The organism is Glutamicibacter ardleyensis (assembly GCF_014644555.1).
Classification (GTDB): Bacteria; Actinomycetota; Actinomycetes; order Actinomycetales; family Micrococcaceae; genus Glutamicibacter; species Glutamicibacter bergerei.
In genome coordinates this window covers 485,323-503,340 of sequence record NZ_BMKX01000002.1, presented here as the reverse complement: position 1 = coordinate 503,340, position 18,018 = coordinate 485,323, and the positions used below count along the sequence as shown (strand labels likewise).

The 18,018-nt window shown below is 56.0% G+C and carries 15 protein-coding genes; 3 read left to right on the top strand and 12 right to left on the bottom strand.

Annotation, left to right across the window (positions count from 1 at the left end; translation table 11 throughout):
• Positions 1-17: 17 nt before the first annotated feature.
• From IEX04_RS07025 to pdhA, 9 genes are all read right to left on the bottom strand, one after another.
• Complete coding sequence (locus IEX04_RS07025) at positions 18-1,535, bottom strand: ABC transporter permease (RefSeq protein WP_096256764.1); 1,518 nt, start codon at positions 1,533-1,535, stop codon at positions 18-20.
• Between the two features lie 165 nt (positions 1,536-1,700).
• On the bottom strand, positions 1,701-3,506 hold the full coding sequence (locus tag IEX04_RS07020; RefSeq protein ID WP_188684702.1) for an ABC transporter family substrate-binding protein: 1,806 nt from the start codon (positions 3,504-3,506) through the stop codon (positions 1,701-1,703).
• A gap of 432 nt (positions 3,507-3,938) precedes the next feature.
• Complete coding sequence (locus tag IEX04_RS07015) at positions 3,939-5,582, bottom strand: ABC transporter ATP-binding protein (RefSeq protein WP_188684701.1); 1,644 nt, start codon at positions 5,580-5,582, stop codon at positions 3,939-3,941.
• A gap of 2 nt (positions 5,583-5,584) precedes the next feature.
• Complete coding sequence (locus tag IEX04_RS07010) at positions 5,585-6,598, bottom strand: ABC transporter permease (RefSeq protein WP_188684700.1); 1,014 nt, start codon at positions 6,596-6,598, stop codon at positions 5,585-5,587.
• A complete protein-coding gene (locus IEX04_RS07005; protein WP_188684699.1) occupies positions 6,591-7,517 on the bottom strand; it encodes an ABC transporter permease in 927 nt (308 codons plus the stop codon). Before IEX04_RS07005 ends, IEX04_RS07010 begins: the two co-directional genes overlap by 8 nt.
• Before the next feature lie 187 nt (positions 7,518-7,704).
• Positions 7,705-9,345 carry a peptide ABC transporter substrate-binding protein gene (locus IEX04_RS07000; protein ID WP_188684698.1) on the bottom strand — a complete coding sequence of 547 codons (1,641 nt, stop codon included), beginning with the start codon at positions 9,343-9,345 and terminating at the stop codon, positions 7,705-7,707.
• Between the two features lie 197 nt (positions 9,346-9,542).
• Positions 9,543-10,883: a dihydrolipoamide acetyltransferase family protein gene (locus IEX04_RS06995; RefSeq protein ID WP_188684697.1), complete on the bottom strand. Its 1,341-nt coding sequence runs from the start codon at positions 10,881-10,883 to the stop codon at positions 9,543-9,545.
• Positions 10,883-11,884 (bottom strand): alpha-ketoacid dehydrogenase subunit beta, encoded by a 1,002-nt coding sequence (locus tag IEX04_RS06990; RefSeq protein ID WP_188684696.1) that lies wholly within the window; start codon positions 11,882-11,884, stop codon positions 10,883-10,885. Before IEX04_RS06990 ends, IEX04_RS06995 begins: the two co-directional genes overlap by 1 nt.
• Positions 11,881-12,999, bottom strand: coding sequence for a pyruvate dehydrogenase (acetyl-transferring) E1 component subunit alpha (gene pdhA / locus IEX04_RS06985; RefSeq protein ID WP_141392965.1), 1,119 nt, complete (start codon positions 12,997-12,999; stop codon positions 11,881-11,883). The genes IEX04_RS06990 and pdhA overlap by 4 nt, the downstream gene beginning before the upstream one ends.
• 152 nt (positions 13,000-13,151) lie before the next feature.
• Here pdhA and IEX04_RS06980 point away from each other — a divergent pair, with 152 nt between their 5' ends.
• A complete protein-coding gene (locus tag IEX04_RS06980; RefSeq protein WP_096256756.1) occupies positions 13,152-13,640 on the top strand; it encodes an Lrp/AsnC family transcriptional regulator in 489 nt (162 codons plus the stop codon).
• A gap of 11 nt (positions 13,641-13,651) precedes the next feature.
• Here IEX04_RS06980 and IEX04_RS06975 read toward each other — a convergent pair whose 3' ends face one another.
• Positions 13,652-14,167: a MarR family winged helix-turn-helix transcriptional regulator gene (locus IEX04_RS06975; protein ID WP_188684695.1), complete on the bottom strand. Its 516-nt coding sequence runs from the start codon at positions 14,165-14,167 to the stop codon at positions 13,652-13,654.
• A gap of 130 nt (positions 14,168-14,297) precedes the next feature.
• On the opposite strand from IEX04_RS06975, the gene IEX04_RS06970 reads away from it, so the two are divergent.
• Positions 14,298-14,831: an NADPH-dependent F420 reductase gene (locus IEX04_RS06970; protein WP_188684694.1), complete on the top strand. Its 534-nt coding sequence runs from the start codon at positions 14,298-14,300 to the stop codon at positions 14,829-14,831.
• Between the two features lie 17 nt (positions 14,832-14,848).
• Positions 14,849-15,892 (top strand): LLM class flavin-dependent oxidoreductase, encoded by a 1,044-nt coding sequence (locus IEX04_RS06965; protein WP_188684692.1) that lies wholly within the window; start codon positions 14,849-14,851, stop codon positions 15,890-15,892.
• A 96-nt stretch (positions 15,893-15,988) separates the two neighbouring features.
• Here the strand turns inward: IEX04_RS06965 and IEX04_RS06960 are convergent, their stop codons facing one another.
• The gene (locus IEX04_RS06960) at positions 15,989-17,611 is read right to left on the bottom strand and encodes a monocarboxylic acid transporter (RefSeq protein ID WP_096256752.1); all 1,623 of its coding nucleotides are present in this window, start codon (positions 17,609-17,611) and stop codon (positions 15,989-15,991) included.
• Complete coding sequence (locus IEX04_RS06955) at positions 17,611-17,955, bottom strand: DUF485 domain-containing protein (RefSeq protein WP_096256751.1); 345 nt, start codon at positions 17,953-17,955, stop codon at positions 17,611-17,613. The genes IEX04_RS06960 and IEX04_RS06955 overlap by 1 nt, the downstream gene beginning before the upstream one ends.
• Positions 17,956-18,018 lie beyond the last annotated feature (63 nt).

Below are 18,018 nucleotides of genomic sequence, written 5' to 3'. Positions count from 1 at the left end.
ATGATTGTCATGGCCGCCTAGACGCGAATGCGTGGGTCGAGCATGGCGTAGACAATGTCTGCCAGCAGGTTGAAAATGATCGCTGCGGTACCGGTGACCAAGAAGAAGGCCATTACCGGGTTGGCGTCCACATGGTCCAGGCCGGTGGCGAACATTTCGCCCATGCCCTTCCAACCGAAGACGCGCTCGGTAATCACCGCACCACCGATGAGCCCTGCGAAGTCGAAGGCCGCGATGGTGGCGATAGGGATCATCGCGTTGCGGAATGCGTGACGGAAAATCACCGTACGTTCGCTTAGTCCCTTAGAGCGGGCGGTACGAATGTAATCCTGCTGCTGTACTTCCAGCATTGAAGAGCGGGTGTAGCGCGAGTAGCTTGCCAGCGAAATGATTGCCAACAAAATGGTGGGCAGCAGCAACTGGGTGCCGTTATCCAAGAAGTGATCCCAATAACCGCCCTCAAAGTTCGCGGTAGAGGAACCAATAGTGGAAATTGGGCGGCCCTTGTTGTCCAAGAAGCCCGGCCAAGCACGGAATATGTGGTCGATAACGGTGAGCGCGGCGCCGACAAAACCTGTCACCATTGCTACGCTGGCCGCGTTCTTACGAAGTCGTCCACCCATAAGGCGTCCAACAAGCGCCGGGATCGCTACGGCGAGGATCAGCCCGCCCAAGAGGATCCAGGTGTTCGGTTCGGACATCAGGTAGAAGGTCGCGTAGTAGGCGGCAAGCACGAGCACCACGGTGATCAGCGCCGGATAAAGTACACGTTTTTCCTTCAGGCCAGCCGTCATCGAGGTGGCGGATAGTGCCACCAGCAAGGTCAAGACGACCACGATTGCTGGGCCCATTTGCGGGAAACGGTAGAAGTTCAGCCAGAGCGAGTATTGCAGTACCAAGGGCACAAAGATCGCTACAGCGACGAAGGTCAGAGCACGACGTTTGAGCGAGCCGGCTAAGAACATCTGCATAATCAGGCCCAAGACTATGCCGATGAGTATGGAGGTACCCAAGGATATGTCTGGCGAGGCTATCCAGTCATTAAATCCAATGGCCAGGTATTCCTTCAGCAATACAGCTGCCCAGAAGACTGGAAGTGAGAAGAAGAGGAAGGTCAGGAAGGTGACGATGTAGTCAAGGCCGGAGTATTGACGCACCGCGGTGAGCACACCGATGGCGATACCGAGGATTGCGGCGATCACCGTGGCGATGAGCACCAGGCGCAAGGTCGAGGCGGCAGCGTTGGCAAGGAGTCCCGAGACTTCCACGCCGTTGATATTACGGCCTAAGTCGCACTGTCCAACGAAGCACTTGGAAACGCCGGTCAGCCAGTCCCAGTAGCGAAGGTACCAGGGCTGATCTAGCTCCATGTATTCGATACGTTGTGCCATCAGGTATTCGCGGTTATCTGCGTTACTTTCACGCAGGTCTTTCAGCGGGTCACCCGAATTAATGACCAGGATGTACAGCAGCAGCGAAGCTGCAAAGAGCACACCGATGGCCGATCCAAGTCGTTTGGCGATGAATTTCAACACGGCGTTTATGTCCTACTTTCGTTTCTCACCGGACGATTCGCTTACCTTGGGTGGTGGCGTCAACGAATCATTGTGGGGATGTGGTGGACACACTGCGGGGCCCGACGGTCTATCGGGCCCCGCAGTCGTTCACTCACGGTGTCTGAGCTCAGTGCCTAATGGCAGCTACTCTGCACGTACCCACTGTTCGGCGTTCCAGACGATCTGTGACTGCGTCGCGGTGTGGCGGACATTCTGGATATCTGAACCCGAGGCACTCAGCCCTGGGTGGGCAAATACTGGGATGCCGTACAGGTCATCCCACAAGAGCTTCTCAATCTTCTTGGTCTGCTCCAGGTGTACCGCTGGGTCCAAGGAACTTGCCAAGGTCTTCCATTCGGCGTCAACCTGCTCGTTGGAGTACTGGCCGTAGTTCTGTGGCTTACCGGTGGCGTAGATGTTCTGGCCTGAAGAGATCTGGCCTGAACCTGCCCATGCGAACAGTGCTACGTCGTAGTCACCGCGTTCCTGGGTTCCGCCTGGTGCGAAGAACTTCGGATCTCCAGCGTCTTCGACCTTGAAGCCAGCCTCATCACAGGAGGACTTGATGGCAGCAACTTCGTTGGTGCGACGCTCGTTGGGAGCGGAGTAGCCAATGCGCACCTTGGTGCCCACTGCATCCTCGGCTTCGAGGATCTTCTTTGCCCCTTCAATGTCAACCTGATCGTAGCGACCGTCATAGGAAGCTGAGACAACTTCTTCGTAGTTGTCCTGGAATGGGAATACTTCGCGAGCATTCATGACCACTGCTTCTGGGTTCAGAGGCTTGACCAAGTTGTCGACGATGTTCTGACGCGGAACGCACATGGCAAATGCTTTGCGCAGTTCCAGGTTCTTGAACGCATTCTTTCCACGGAAGTTGAAGTCCAAGTGCTCCCAGGTCAGGGTGTCACCCTGCTGGATGGCTACTTGGTCACCAAGTGCCTCAAGCTGAGCCAAGGTATCAACCGTTGGCTGTGGGTTGATGACGTCGATGTCCTTGTTCTGCAGTGCCTGAACCATTGCAGCGTCTTCAACGAAGCGGAAGTTCAGCTGCTTGGTGGCGGCGGGGGTACCGTAGTAGTCCTCGTTCGCTACCAGGGTGACCGATTCGCCAGCCTTCCAGGATCCGAGCTTGTACGGCCCGGAAACTGGCATGATTTCTTCCTTTGGAAGGGTGCCCGGGTTGGTGTTCCAGCCTTCGTTCCAGAACTTGGCGGCCTTCTTCAGCTTGTCTGATTCACCGGCAAGGATGGCGTTAGCCAGCTCTTCGGTGCTCATGCCAGCTTCCTTGGCTACCACGTGAGCTGGCTGCAGTAGCCAGGACTGCAGCGCCCAGTCAGGGTCCGGGGCCGAGAATTCAACGGTGAATTCCTTGCCTGCAACGTCACCCTGTGGGCCCTTTGGCACGGTATCGCCCAGGTCGACGGAGACCGAGTTGAACAGCGGCTTTTCTTTGGAACCTTCGTTGAGGTTCAAGTTCTGCACGCCCCAGGCCAAGACCGAGTCAGCCACGGTGATAGGCGTTCCATCTGACCATTTAGCATTATCGCTGATGGTGTACTTGATGGTCAGCGGATCGTCGCTGACCTTCTCATAAGAGCCGAGATCTTCGTTCGGGTAGAGCTTTCCATCGGTACCGAAGTACGAGAAGCTTGCGAACATGCGGTCCGTGATAGCGGAGTTGTAAGTCGAGTAGGTGTTCGGAGTGAACCCGTTGTAGCTGATGAATTCTGGTGCGCCCACCGAGACCGCAATGGTGTCGTCCTTGGTAGTGATGTCACCGAGGTCTGCGAGACCACTGTTGGTCACTTCAGCTGAACCGTTCCCGCTGGTGTTGCCTGACTCCGAAGCCTTCGGATCGGTGCCGCTGCCACCTGGTGCACATGCCGACAGGGCCAAAGCCATTGCAGCACCTACTACTACTGCCTTCGAAACACGTTGGAATCGCATTCCGCCTCCTTGAGAATATGAACGATACGAGTTCTGAACCATGCGGTCCACTGTGGAACACATCACATGATGGAACCATTGAGCAATAGACTAACTGGCTTTTGCCATCTTGGATATAGAAAGATCCGCTTCATATCTCTTAGGAACGTTTCCAAAACTTTCGAGTTTCGATTCGCTTGTTACTGGCGAGTTTAGCGACTTGGCTCACTTCCCCCGGGATTTCAAGGATTTCTTTCACATTGGGTTTTTTCAATCAGAAGCGGTGATTGAGCCCCGCCACCACCAAACTCGTTTATAACGTTTTTGCAACATTTATTTCAGATCCGAAAAAACTGAAACATTTCTTGAATAAGTCATTTTTTAACGAACTCAGGGCAGCGACTCTTCGAAGAGTTCACTGCCCTGAGTTGGTGGCAAAAAGCCGAAAAATCCTTAAATCAAGCTGGCACCTGGGATGGCCGACAACAGGTTTCGGGTGTAATCGCTCTTCGCATTCTCGAAAATCTCATCCACCGTTCCCTGCTCAACGAGCTTCCCATGCTCCATCACACAGACGTTATCTGCGATCTGGCGCACAACAGCCAAGTCGTGGGTGATGAACAGGTAGGTTAGGCCCAATTCACGCTGTAGCTCATCAAGCAGCTCCAGCACCTGCGCTTGCACCAGCACGTCCAGCGCGGAGACCGCCTCGTCGCAGACGATCATCTCCGGCTGCAAGGCCAACGCTCGCGCGATGGCAATACGCTGCCGCTGACCGCCAGAGAGCTCGTTCGGGAATCGGTGCATGGTCGAGGCCGGCATGGATACCTGCCCCAGCAGTTCCTTGACCTTCTTCTCGCGAGATGCCTGATTACCAATACCGTGGATGCGCAGAGGCTCCTCGATGGTGCGGTAAATCGAGTACATCGGGTCCAGGGAACCATAAGGGTCCTGGAAGATCGGTTGCACACGGCGACGGTACTTGAACAATTCGCGTTCGCTGAGCTTGCCGATAGCTTGCCCGTCGAAGACGATGTCTCCGGAGGTCGCATCCAGCAGGTTCAGCACCATCTGCGCGATTGTCGATTTGCCCGATCCGGACTCACCGACCACTGCGGTCGTGGTGCCCTTGGGAATCTCAAAAGATACCTTGTCCACTGCGGTGAACTTTTCTTTGCGACCGAAGCCCTTGCGGATGTCGAAGACCTTCGTCAAATTTGAGATCTTCAGCAGTGGTTCGGACTTTTCTGCCACTACTTCGTCCACTGCCATCTCGTGCTTGTCACCACGCTGCGCGGCCAACGACGGCGCGGAGTTGATCAGTCGCTTGGTGTACGGGTGCTGTGGATTGCGCAGCAGTTCCAACGCTGGACCAGATTCAACAACCTGGCCCTTGTACATCACGATGACCTTCTCGGCGCGTTCTGCGGCCAAGCCCAAATCGTGGGTGATCAGCAGGACGGCGGTGCCCAGTTCGCTGGTCATGGTGTCCAAGTGATCCAGGATCTGCTGCTGCACGGTAACATCCAACGCACTGGTGGGCTCATCAGCGATCAGCAAGCGTGGACGGCAGGCCAAACCGATGGCAATCAGCGCACGCTGCCGCATACCGCCAGAGAACTCATGCGGATACTGATTCATCCGCGTTTCCGGATCGGGCAGGCCAGCATCGGCCAAGACCTGCGCCACGCGCTGCTTGGGATTGCTGCCAGCCAGGCCATTGGCTTTCAAAGTCTCTTTGACCTGGAAACCAATTTTCCACACTGGGTTGAGGTTGCTCATCGGGTCCTGCGGAACCATGCCGATGTGGTTGCCGCGCAACTCAACAAACCGCTTTTCACTGGCCTTGGAAATATCCTCGCCGTCAAAAAGAATCTGCCCAGCTGAGACTTCGCCGTTGCTTGGAAGCAGGCCGATGGCCGCCAGAGCGGTGGTGGACTTGCCCGAACCGGACTCACCGACAATGGCCACGGTCTCGCCGGGCATCACCGTCAGGTTGGCGTTGCGCACCGCGTTGACCGGGCCGTCAGGCGTGCTGAAGGTAATGGCCAAGTCTTTGATTTCCAGCAGGGGCTTGGGTTCTGAATTCTGCACCACAGTTAGTTCCCCTTTCGAGACTTAGGATCCAGTGCATCACGCACTGCATCGCCGAGCATGATGAAGCTCAAGACGGTGACGGACAAGAACAGTGCAGGCCACATCAACATCATCGGGTTATTACGAAGTTGAGATTGAGCCGAAGAGATATCGTTACCCCAGCTCATCACCTCAAATGGAAGTCCAAGACCAAGGAAGGAGAGCGTCGCCTCGGCGACGATGTACACACCTAGGTTTACGGTAGCGACGACGATCACCGGTGCCATGGCGTTCGGGATCACGTGCTTGAGCAATGACTTGCCACGCGACAGTCCCAACGCACGTGAGGCTTTAACGAAGTCCGCATCGCGCGCTTCGAGCACCGCACCACGGGTAATACGCGCGACCTGAGGCCATCCGAAAATTGCGAGCGTGACAATAACTGTCCATACGCTTTTATTGTCTCGGAATGCGGGAAGCTGCATGACGATGATGGCACCAAGCACCATTGGAAGTGCAAAGAAGATGTCACCGAGGCGAGCCAAGATGGTATCCAACCAGCCGCCATAGAAACCAGCAAGAGCACCGATGGTGCCGCCAATGAGCACCACGAAGATTGTGGTGAAAATGCCGACCATCAGCGAGGCACGTGTTCCGTGGATGGCGCGTGCGTACACGTCGCAACCTTGGAAGTTATAACCCATCGGGTGGCCTGAGCTTGGTCCTTCATTAGAAAATTCCAAGTAGCAGGAGGTTGGATCAACCGATGTAAACAACCCTGGAATCGTCGCAATAGCGATCACCACGATGATCAATAGCGCAGAAATGATGAACAACGGGCGTTTGCGCAGCGAACGCCAGGCTTCTGCCCACATGGATAGTGGCTTTCCCGTTTCCTTGACCGCATCGACACCCTGCAACGGGGTCTCGTCTAGTGGCGCAACAAAGTGCGGAATGGTGTACTTAGAAACTTTTCCGGCACGGATCTTGCTGATAGGCAATCCGGCCTCAGGATTTTGATTCTGGTTCTCAGGCATAACGGATCCTTGGGTCAAGCAGGGCGTAAAGCATGTCTACGATGAGGTTGGCGAGCACGAAGACGATCACGAGCACACCGACCACCGCGACAACCGTGGGGGTTTCACCCTTGAGGATTGCGCGGTACAGCAGGTTGCCGACACCGGGAACGTTGAAGATACCCTCGGTGACGATCGCGCCACCCATGAGCGATCCCAGGTCGGCACCTAGGAAGGTCACCACTGGGATCAGCGAATTTCGCAGGATGTGCACGTTGATAACACGCCCGCGGCTCAAGCCCTTAGCGGTAGCGGTGCGTACATAGTCCGCCTGTTTGTTCTCGATAATCGAGGTACGGGTCAGACGCAGGACATAGGCGAAGGAAACCAAGCCAAGAACCACCGCGGGAAGAATGAGCTCGCCCCATGTTGCTCCGCCGGAGACGGTAGGTTTGGCCCATTCGAGCTTAACTCCGACGACAAACTGCAGCACAAAGCCCAGCACGAAGGTAGGAATTGCGATCACGATCAACGAAAGGATCAGCACGGTGGAATCAAAGGCCTTGCCTTTGCGCATGCCTGCGATGACACCGAAGAAAATGCCGAAGACTGCTTCGATAGCCAATGCCATCACTGCCAACCGTGCGGTAACTGGGAATGCACGGGCCAGCAGGTCTCGGACTTCCTGTCCGGAGAAGGACATACCCAGATCCAGGGTAACCAAGTTTTTCAAGTACAAGCCATATTGAACCCAGAATGGCTGGTCCAGGTTGTACTGGGCACGTAGCGCGGATTCGACGGCTGGCGTCATTGGCTTACCGCCAGAAAGTGCGGAGATTGGATCTCCGGGGGTCGCGAAGACCAAGAAGTATACGAGCAGCGTGGCACCGATAAACACCGGAATCAGCTGCAAGAATCGCTTGAGCGTAAAAGCTAGCATGAGTGCGTCTCACCTCGAGACGTTGCAAGGCACGTGGCCATTTTTATTTCCTCTTTCCGTCGGCACAAACCAGACGTTCAGATAGAGAGGGAGGACTGACACGCCAAAGGGAGACCCTGATGTTGCCGGGTCTCCCTGAGACGTTTTCAACTGAGTCGAACCTGACTAGGCGACTTAGCTAGTGAATCTATTTGCCGGTGATGGCGTTGTAGATTGGAACACCGTTCCAACCGAACTCGACGTTTGAAACGTTCTCGCTCCAGCCGCCCTGGACTGCCTGGTACCACAGTGGAATAGCTGGCAGATCCTTGAAAAGGATTTCCTGCGACTCGTTGAAGATCTTTGCGCCTTCGGCCGGATCGGTTGCGGCGAGACCTTCCTTGAGCTTGTCGTCGAATTCCTTGTTCGAGTAATCGCCATCGTTGGAACCTGCTCCGGTGCCGTACAGGGCGCCGAGGAAGTTGTACATCGATGGGTAGTCTGCCTGCCAACCGGAGCGGTGTGCGCCGGTCATCTTCTTCTTGGTAACGTCATCGCGCAACGCCTTGAAGGAGGTGTAAGGCTTGGCGACAGCATTGATACCCAGGGTGTTCTTGACCTGGTTGGCTACAGCTTCGACGAATTCCTTGTTGCCGGCGCCATCAACGTTGTAGCCGATGGAGAATTCTTCGGAATCATCCCAGTTTTCAATGGCGTTGGCTTCATCCCACAGCTTTTTGGCTGCATCGGCATCGAAGTCGAGAACTTCACTGCCCGGGATATCGGCACTGTAGCCTTCGAGCACCGGTGCGGTGAATTCTTCGGCCTTGACCTTGCCGCCGAAGTACACCTTGTCGATGATCTGCTGACGGTCAATGGAGCGAGAGATCGCTGCACGACGCAGGTTGCCTTCTTCGCCCTGCTTGAAGTGATCCAAGTAGCCGGAGATGGTGATGGTTGCGTTACCTGCGTAAGGTGCGTTGACCGAACGGTCACCCAGATCGGACTGGTAGTTGGCCAGTGCTGATGGTGGGATCTGGTCCAGTACGTCCAAGTTGCCGGCCATGATGTCCTGGTATGCGGACTCCGTGGACTGGTAGACCTTGAAGTCGATACCGCCGTTAGCGGCCTTACGTGGTCCCTCGTAGGATTCGTTGACTTCGAGCTTCAGGTTGACGTCGTGGTTCCACTCCGCCAACTTGTATGGTCCGTTGCTGACAGGTGCTTCGCCGTAGGCCTTTGGATCTTTGAAGGCTGCTTCTGGAAGCGGCATGAAGGCGGTGTAGCCAAGACGCAGCGGGAAGTCAGACTCCGGCTGGCTCAGTTCAACGGTGAAGGTATTGTCATCGACAATCTTCAACCCTTCCATCTTCTCGGTCTTCGCATTCTCAGCGCTGACTTCTTTGTAACCCTTGATGGATTCGAAGAAGTAGGAGTTCAACTGCGCGTTCTTAGCGGCTGCACCGAAGTTCCAGGCATCTACGAATGAAGCAGCGGTGACTGGGGAGCCGTCGGAGAAGGTGTGACCTGGAACGAGCTTGATGGTGTAGTTCTGGGAATCTGTTGTTTCAATCGATTCCGCGATCTCATTAACAGGCTTGCCCTTGGCGTCATAGCTGACCAGCCCGGTGAAGATCAGGTCCATCACACGGCCGCCACCAACTTCGTTGGTGTTTGCCGGCAATAGGCCGTTCTGTGGTTCGGTGGTGTTAGCGGTGATGACCTTGGTGGCATCGCCCTCGGAACCGCCGTTGGCAGATTCCTCCGGGGTCCCTCCGCCACAGGCGGTTAGTGTCAATGCCAAGGCAGCGGACAAAACCAGCGCCTTCGATGCGTGCGAGTATCGCATCTTTCTTCTCCTCAAAAGTTCGTTGCTGCTTCTGCAATTCACAGATGCCGTGCGCCTCGAAAGTGAGCTATAGCACGTAGTGAACGAGATTACATCAAATATTGCGAAACAACCAATGAATAAATATGAAAGTAGTACTTGAGGTCGATCTGATCAACCAGATATTCTAATTTTCAAGACATGAAGCAACCATGGAATCAAATAAAAATATTCATCATCCCAGGGTCCTCCAGCACTGCGCCGATGCCAGCAAGGAACTCGCTAGCTTCCTTGCCATCGACAACGCGATGATCGAAGGACAGCGCCAACGTTGAGGTGTGACGCAAGGCCACTTGATCCTCGAACTCCCACGGACGGCGCTTGACCTGTCCAAGGGCAAGAATTCCGGACTGGCCCGGAGGAAGAATCGGGGTGCCGGCGTCCACGCCAAACACTCCAACGTTCGTAATCGAGAACGTTCCACCGCTAAGTTGCGCCGGCGAGAGCTTCCCTGCCCTGCCCAATTCAATGATTTGCGTGAGCTCTTCGGCTAAATCACGCAACGACTTTGACTGCGCATCTTTGACCACCGGCACCAGCAGTCCACGATCACTGGCCACAGCCATACCCAAATGCACCGAGCCGAACTCAACGATTTCGTCATTTGCCGCATCCCACCGCGAGTTCAGCGCGCGGTAGGTACCCAGCAAACGGGTGACTATCAACGAAGTCAGTGTCGTGATGTTGAGCTTCACGTCCTTGAGCAACGGATGCTTGCGCAGCTTCTCGACAAGCTGCATCGACTCGGTCAGATCCACGGTAAGGAATTCGGTGGCGTGCGGGGCGGTGAAAGCCGAGTCGACCATGGCCTTAGCCGTCGCGCGGCGCACCGCACTGATCTTTACCCGGCGGTCGCCCGCCACTGTTCCCGTCGTTGCAGGCTCTGGCTGCATGTCCTGCTGCGGAGCACCAATCAGGGCCTCAATATCGGCACGCAGCACCGCGCCGTCGGCACCGGTTCCGCGCACCGAGGAAATCTCGATGCCATGATCCCGGGCCAGCTTGCGCACCGGCGGTGTGCTGCGAGTGGCGGTTCGGCGAGCGCCGCTATCCTCGGCCTGTGAGTTGTGAGCCGATGCCTGGGGCGTTGCCGCTGGCAGTACGGTAGCCGAAGGCTGGTTCTGCGACGCGCGTCCACGGCGAGCCGGGCGATGTCCACTGGTTGCAGGAGCGCCATAGCCAACCAGGGTCGGAGTCCGGTCCCCGGATCCCGCGTCGCCGCTTTCTCCGCGTGGATTCCCGGTATCAGATTCTGCTGCCTCATCTCCAAAGGTCACCAGTGGTCCGCCCACGGGGACTACCTCGCCGGCGGAGGCATGCAGTTTCTGCACAATTCCGGCAAATGGCGAGGGCAGCTCAACGACTGCCTTCGCGGTTTCCACCTCGGCGATGATCTGGTTCAGCGCGACATGCTCGCCTACCTGAATTTTCCAGTTCAAAACTTCGGACTCGGTGAGCCCTTCACCGAGGTCTGGCAACTTGAAAGTATTGGGAGCCATCACTTGGCACCTCCGGCGTGTGTCTCGTTGCGGCGCATGACCGTGTCCACGGCATGCATCACTTTGTCCAGGTCTGGCAAATGATGGGATTCGAGCCGTGAAGGTGGATACGGAATATCAAACCCAGTCACGCGCAATGGTGCATGCTCCAGATAGTCGAAACAGGTCTCGGTGATCTGAGCGCAGATCTCCGCACCGATTCCTGAGGTCCTGCTCGCTTCATGGACCACCACAAGTTTTCCGGTGTGCTTGACCGATTCGGCGACCGTTTCCAGGTCCAACGGATCCAGGCAGCGTAGGTCAATGACCTCCAGGCTCACGCCTTCGTCTTCGGCTGCCAGCACCGCATCATTGAGGGTATAAACGGTGGGGCCATATCCCACCACCGTCACGTCGTTTCCTTGATGGAGCACCTTTGCCTTGGGTGAACCGGTCTGCTCTGGGGTGCTTAGCTCAATGTCCGCTTTTTCGTGATACCGGCGTTTGGGTTCAAAGAAGATCACCGGATCGTCGCAAGCGATCGCCTGACGCAACATCACATAGGCATCTTCCACGCTGGAGGGTGCAAAAACCCGCAATCCCGCGGTGTGGGAGAAATAGGCCTCCGGAGATTCCGAGTGGTGTTCCGGTGAGCCGATTCCGCCGCCATATGGAATACGCACGGTCACCGGCATTTTCACCCGGCCCCGTGAACGGAAGTGCATCTTTGCCAGCTGTGAAACCAACTGATCAAAGGCGGGGTATGTGAATCCATCAAATTGGATCTCCACCACTGGACGGTAACCACGGTAGGCCAAACCGATGGCGCTACCGACGATCCCGGATTCGGCAAGTGGTGTGTCAACCACCCGATGCTCGCCAAATTCGTCTTTCAGCCCGTCGGTAATGCGGAATACGCCGCCGAGGGTGCCAATGTCTTCGCCGAGCAGTATGACCTTTTCGTCTTCGGTCAGCGCGTCACGCAAGGACTGGTTTAGCGCCTTCATCATTGAAACGCTCATAGTCCACCATCCTGGAAATTTGTTAGGTACTGCAGGTAGGTGTCCCGCTCCCTGCGGCTTGGTTCATGCTCTTCGGCATACACATGATCAAAAAGTTCATGTGGTTCAGGATCGGGCATCGTGGTGATGGCCTCACGTAGCTCGGCAGCTAGTTTGTCCGCTGCATTCTGGGCTCGCTGCTGGTAGGACTGCACATCAGCGCCGAGCACCGTCAGGTGATTGACCAATCGATCAATAGGATCCTTGGCCCGCCACTCTTCAACCTGCTCATTTTTTCGGTAACGAGTGGGATCATCGGCGGTGGTATGCGAACCCATACGGTAGGTCACTGCCTCGATAAAGGTTGGGCCTAGTCCATGACGAGCGTGTGCCAGCGCGGCCTTGGTGGCTGCATAAACCGCGAGTACGTCGTTGCCGTCCACCCGCCAGGTCTTGACGCCAAATCCACTGGCACGGTCAGCAATCTGCGTGCGGCTCTGCAAGCCGACCGGCTCGGAGATGGCCCACTGGTTGTTCTGGCAGAAGAACAGCACCGGCGCCTGGTAGCTCGCGGCGAAGACCAGCGCTTCGTTGACGTCGCCTTGGCTGGTCGCCCCGTCCCCAAAGTAGGCCACGGCAACTTCTTTACCACCATCAAATTTGATGCCCATGCCATACCCGGCGGCGTGCAACGCCTGAGATCCAATGACAATCTGCTGGCAAGCAATATTTACCTCATGAGGGTCCCAACCGCTGGCGGTGGCACCGCGCCAGACGCTGAGCAGATCTTCGGCTTTAACGCCTCGGGCCCAGGCAACTCCGTGCTCACGGTAGGAAGGGAAAATGAAGTCGGTATCTTCGGTGGCGCGGATTGAACCAATTTGGGCAGCTTCTTGGCCAAGCAATGGCGCCCAGAGGCCCAACTGTCCTTGGCGTTGCAGCGCCGTGGCCTCATTATCTAGGCGACGCAAGACAACCATGTCGCGGAGGAAATCTGCCAGGTCTTGCTCGGTGAGCCCGGTCAGATGATGGTCTAGTTCTTCGTCTGGAGTTCGTTCTCCAGAGACGTTGAGCAGCTGGTGCGTGGGTAGGCATCCGGCGGCTACGTCGATGTGCTGGGTGGACACGATCGGCATCCTTACTCTCGCGTAGTCAGTGGTGGACGGCTAATTCAGCGCGACCACTTACCTGTGATGCTACTCACATGGCGCAAGTTGCACAATGGCAAGAAAGTAAATAAAGCAAAACGCACTATCCAGACCCGTGAGCGGGTGCTAATGTGCGCATTATGCAACCTTTAGACACCACTGATCGACGAATCCTGCTCTCGCTATCAAAGCTCACCCGAAGAACCGCTTCATCGCTGGCAACAGCGCTTGGCTTGGGCAGAAATACCGTGCAGTCAAGACTCAATCGTTTAGAAACCGAAGTTCTCTCCCCCATAGATCGACGGATCCCACCGACGGCTCTGGGCTTTGGCTTGTTGTCCTTTATTGAGCTGCACGTGGACCAACGTCATTTGGAGGAGATTGCCAAGAAGTTGGCGCAGATCCCCGAAGTTTTAGAAGCTCATGGGCTGACCGGTTCGGCCGATATTTTAGTGCGTGCCGCAGCCGCAAACGCCGAGGAACTTTTCCGCGTGCATGGGTTGCTGTTGAATATCGAAGGAGTCAACCGCGCCGATTCGGCCCTATCCATGGCTGAGCTAGTTCCTTATCGCACCACTAAACTCATTGAACTCTCGCTGGCCCAAGATTTGGAGGGCAAGCGCGGCTAAGAAGGCACTAGTTACCCCAGCGCATCCATCTCTTCGCAAGGGTTCATCCCCGGTTGCGCCCGATGAATACTTGTCGAAAGCTCCGAGACCAGATGCGCTAATTGCGCGGATTGCTCTACATTCAGGCCTACCAAAAGTTCTGCCTCCGCCTCACGCACTTTATTTTCGAGTTCTTTCAACCGCTCTTTACCGTGTGGTGTTGCAATAATCTTGCGCGCTCGTCGATCACTCGGTGCAGGCACTCTTTCCACCAGCAGGGCCTCAACGAGGTCATCGATGAGATAGGTCAGCACTGTGCGGTCAATTCCAAGATGGGCACCGAGCGCCTGTTGGTTGGCGGGGTCACGATGGACCACCGTGGAGAGCAGCTGAAACCCACGCACCGAACCTGGCAGATCCCCCACGCAGTGCGTAAGCGCCAGTTGGTGTCCACGCAAGATCATTCCGAGATGCCACCCAAGGTCTCCGGGCAGGAAATCGCCGAGGGCGGTGTCGTTATGGTGCGCGGCAGTGCGTGAGGTACTCATGATCACCAGCATATCCGAATTTACGGGGTTGCACAGATGTTCTGTTATCAATATAGTCTGCTTTACAGAACAAATTGCTGAAAGGCGGCTCAGCTCGTCATGCAAGAAACCGGTCGATCAACACAAACCATTGGCATCCTCGGCGCCGGGCGCGGAAGCGGTCTCGGCAGGCGAAGTAGCCTCCACCGACATAGTGATTATGGCAATGCCGCTGCATAAATACACGCCGCTCGATGCCCAAGCGTTGCATGGGAAAACCGTCGTAGACGCCATGAACTACTGGGCTGGAGCCGACGGCCAGATTGCAGATTTTGCCCAGCCACTTTTGCCTTCCAGCCAGGTCGTCGCAGGACATCATTCCGGCTCCCACGTTACAAAGTCCTCTCACCACGTTGGTTACCACGAGCTGGAACCTGATGCCTCGCCTGCGCGCACCACAGGCCGCCGGGCTCTTGCCGTCGCCGGAGATAATGCACAAGCTAAAGCTAATGTCCTGGACTTCATCCACCGACTCGGATTCGACTGCGTTGATGCCGGAGCGCTCAGTGCTGGCCGCCAATTCGTACCGGGCAACCCACTGTTCAACGGCCGCGTTGATACGGCGCAGTTATCCGCACTGTTCGCGGACTCAAAATCTCAATCTGATGACCAATTCGGCGAGTAACCAAGGACGGCAAACTTATGGAAATCGGCTCTTACAGTTTCGGTGATACTCAACGAAACTCTGACGGATCATTAGGTTCAACAGCCCAAGCCATCACCAACCTTTTCCAAGCGATCAAGGTGGCTGACCAAAGCGGACTGGATTACTTCGGTATTGGTGAACACCACACCACTACGATGCCAGCTTCTTCTCCTGGCGCACTGATCAACGCCGCCGCGGCAGCAACTAAGCAGATTATCCTAGGAAGTGCCGCCAGTATTATCAGTACCGATGACCCGGTGCGCGTATACCAACAGTTCGCCACGGCAGATATCATCTCCGGCGGCGGACGCGTTGAAATTACCGCCGGCCGTGGCTCTTCGGTCGAGACGTTTCCGCTCTTTGGATATGACCTCCAAGAGTATGACGAGCTCTACGCTCAGAAGCTTGACCTGCTGATGACCATCAACAATTCAACGAATGAAAATGTCACATGGTCTGGCAGTAAACGTCCGGCGTTAGCCGACCTCGCCGTGGTACCTCGCCCAGTTCAAGGAACGCTGCCCATCTGGCTAGCCACCGGCGGAAACGCGGCATCTTCTGCTCGCGCCGGTCAATTAGGTCTACCCATCTCCTACGGAATTATCGGCGGGGCACCACACCGGTTTGCCCCGCTCGCTGAGCTCTACCGGAAGTCTGGTGCTGCTGCCGGACGCAATGAACAAGACCTGAAGATTTCCGTCGCTGCCTTGGGACTTGTCGCACCCACAAAACAAGAAGCGCTGGATCGTTTCTACCCGGGTTGGTACAACTTGAACGTGGAAATGGGCAGACTACGGGGCTGGCCGGCACCGGATAAACGCGCCTATGATTCCCAAGCCGAAGCCCCGGGCGCCTACTACGTCGGGTCCCCCGATGAGGTAGCCGAACGAATCGTGCATTTGCACGGCTACCTCGGACATATGCGCCATTTCTTACAGACCGACATTGGTGGCCTACCGCAAGAACACCTCTTAGAATCCATTACCTTACTGGCCACCGAGGTTAAACCTCGAGTCCAACGCTTATTGGCCCAAAAGTAGATTTTCTCCACAGCACAAAGCAGTGGCCGGGACCGTTCTTGACGACTGGTCCCGGCCACTACCGGTTGTTCACCTACAAACTAGATTGTTGATCGTTTAGTGATCAACTGCCTTCTCGGCACCCACACCGGTCAGCGAACGAACTTCCATTTCTGCCTGCTTGGTGATGTCTTCGGTACCTGGATCGGTAATCGAACCCAACCAACCGAGAATGAAGGCCAATGGGATGGACACAATGCCCGGGTTAGCCAGCGGGAAGATGGAGATATCGATGCCTGGAACCATCGCAGTTGGCGATCCGGAGAATACTGGGGAGAAGATGATCAGCAAGATTGCCGAACCCAAACCACCGTACATGGACCACACCGCGCCGCGGGTCTTGAAGCCCTTCCAGAACAGCGAGTACAGAATCGTTGGCAGGTTTGCCGAGGCTGCTACGGCGAAGGCCAGCGCCACCAAGAAGGCGACGTTCTGTCCCTGAGCACCGATACCACCGGCGATAGCGAAGATACCGATCACGATCACCGTGCGACGGGCAACCTTCATTTCCTTTTCCGGGGTCGTCTTGTCCTTGGCAATCACCGAAGCGTAGACATCGTGTGCGAAGGATGCCGCGGCGGTAATCGTCAGACCAGCGACCACTGCAAGGATCGTCGCGAATGCGACCGCGGAAATCAGACCCAGCAGCAGGGTGCCGCCCAGTTCATAGGCCAGCAATGGAGCCGCGGAGTTCACGCCGCCCGGAGCGGCCTTGATCTTGTCTGGGCCGATCAGCGCGCCGGCGCCGAAGCCAAGAACCAGGGTGAACAGGTAGAAAGCGCCGATCAACCAGATCGCCCAAACTACGGACTTGCGAGCTTCCTTCGCGGTAGGAACCGTGTAGAAGCGCATCAGCACGTGCGGCAGGCCAGCGGTACCAAGCACCAGGGCCAAGGCCAAGGAGATGAAGTCGAGCTTCGAGGTTTCGGACTTACCGTACTGCATACCCGGGTTCAGAATTTCTGGGTTGCCAGCTACCTCGGCGGCTTTGCCCAGCAGAGCTGAGAAGTTGAAATCGAATAGTGCCAGAGTCCAGATGGTCATGACCAATGCGCCGGCGATCAGCAGGCAGGCCTTGATGATCTGCACCCAGGTGGTGCCCTTCATCCCGCCGATCAGTACATACATGATCATCAATGCGCCCACGACGATGATGACCAGTGACTGGCCAAACTTCTCATCGATACCCAACAACAGCGAGACCAGCGCACCGGCGCCAGCCATCTGTGCCAGCAGGTAGAACACGCATACGGCAAGAGTGGAGATCGCCGCGGCAATTCGTACCGGACGCTGCTTGAGGCGGAAGGAAAGCACATCAGCCATGGTGAACTTACCGGTGTTACGCAGTAGTTCGGCCACCAGCAGCAGTGCAACAAGCCATGCGACGAGGAAGCCAATGGAGTAAAGGAATCCGTCATACCCGTTGATCGCGATCGCGCCAACAATGCCCAGGAAGGAAGCTGCCGAAAGGTAGTCGCCGGCGATGGCGGTACCATTTTGGGTTCCGGTGAAGGAACGACCACCGGCATAATAATCCGCCGCGGTCTTGTTGTTCTTACTTGCCTTCAGCACAATCACCAGAGTGATGCCGACAAAGGCTGCGAAAATCGCAATGTTTACTAGCGGGTTACCCACCTGGGTAGCCTCGGCCGCTTGGGCCAGGATCAGCGAAGAATTCATTAGTTCACGCCCTCTTTTTCAAGGCGCTTACGAATTTTCGCTGCCTTAGGATCAAGCTTTTTGTTGGAGAAGTGCACATACATGCCGGTAATGACGAAGGTTGAGACAAACTGCAACAGGCCAAGAAGGATACCCATGTTGACGTTGCCGAAGACCTTGATGGACATGAAGTCGTGGAAGTAGTCGGCAAGTAAGACGTAAGCGAAATACCAGACGAGGAAAAAGATTGCCATGGGGAAAACGAAGCTGCGGTGAGTCTTGCGCAGTTCCTGGAATTCTTCCGAATCCCTTTCCGCCACAAAATCAATGTCCTCTGAGACATCGGGTTGCGGTTCAGCACTCATTGGTGCCCTCCTTGAGCGAATTGCAAAATAGTGATGATGCACACATGTGCGTTGTGACTAAGT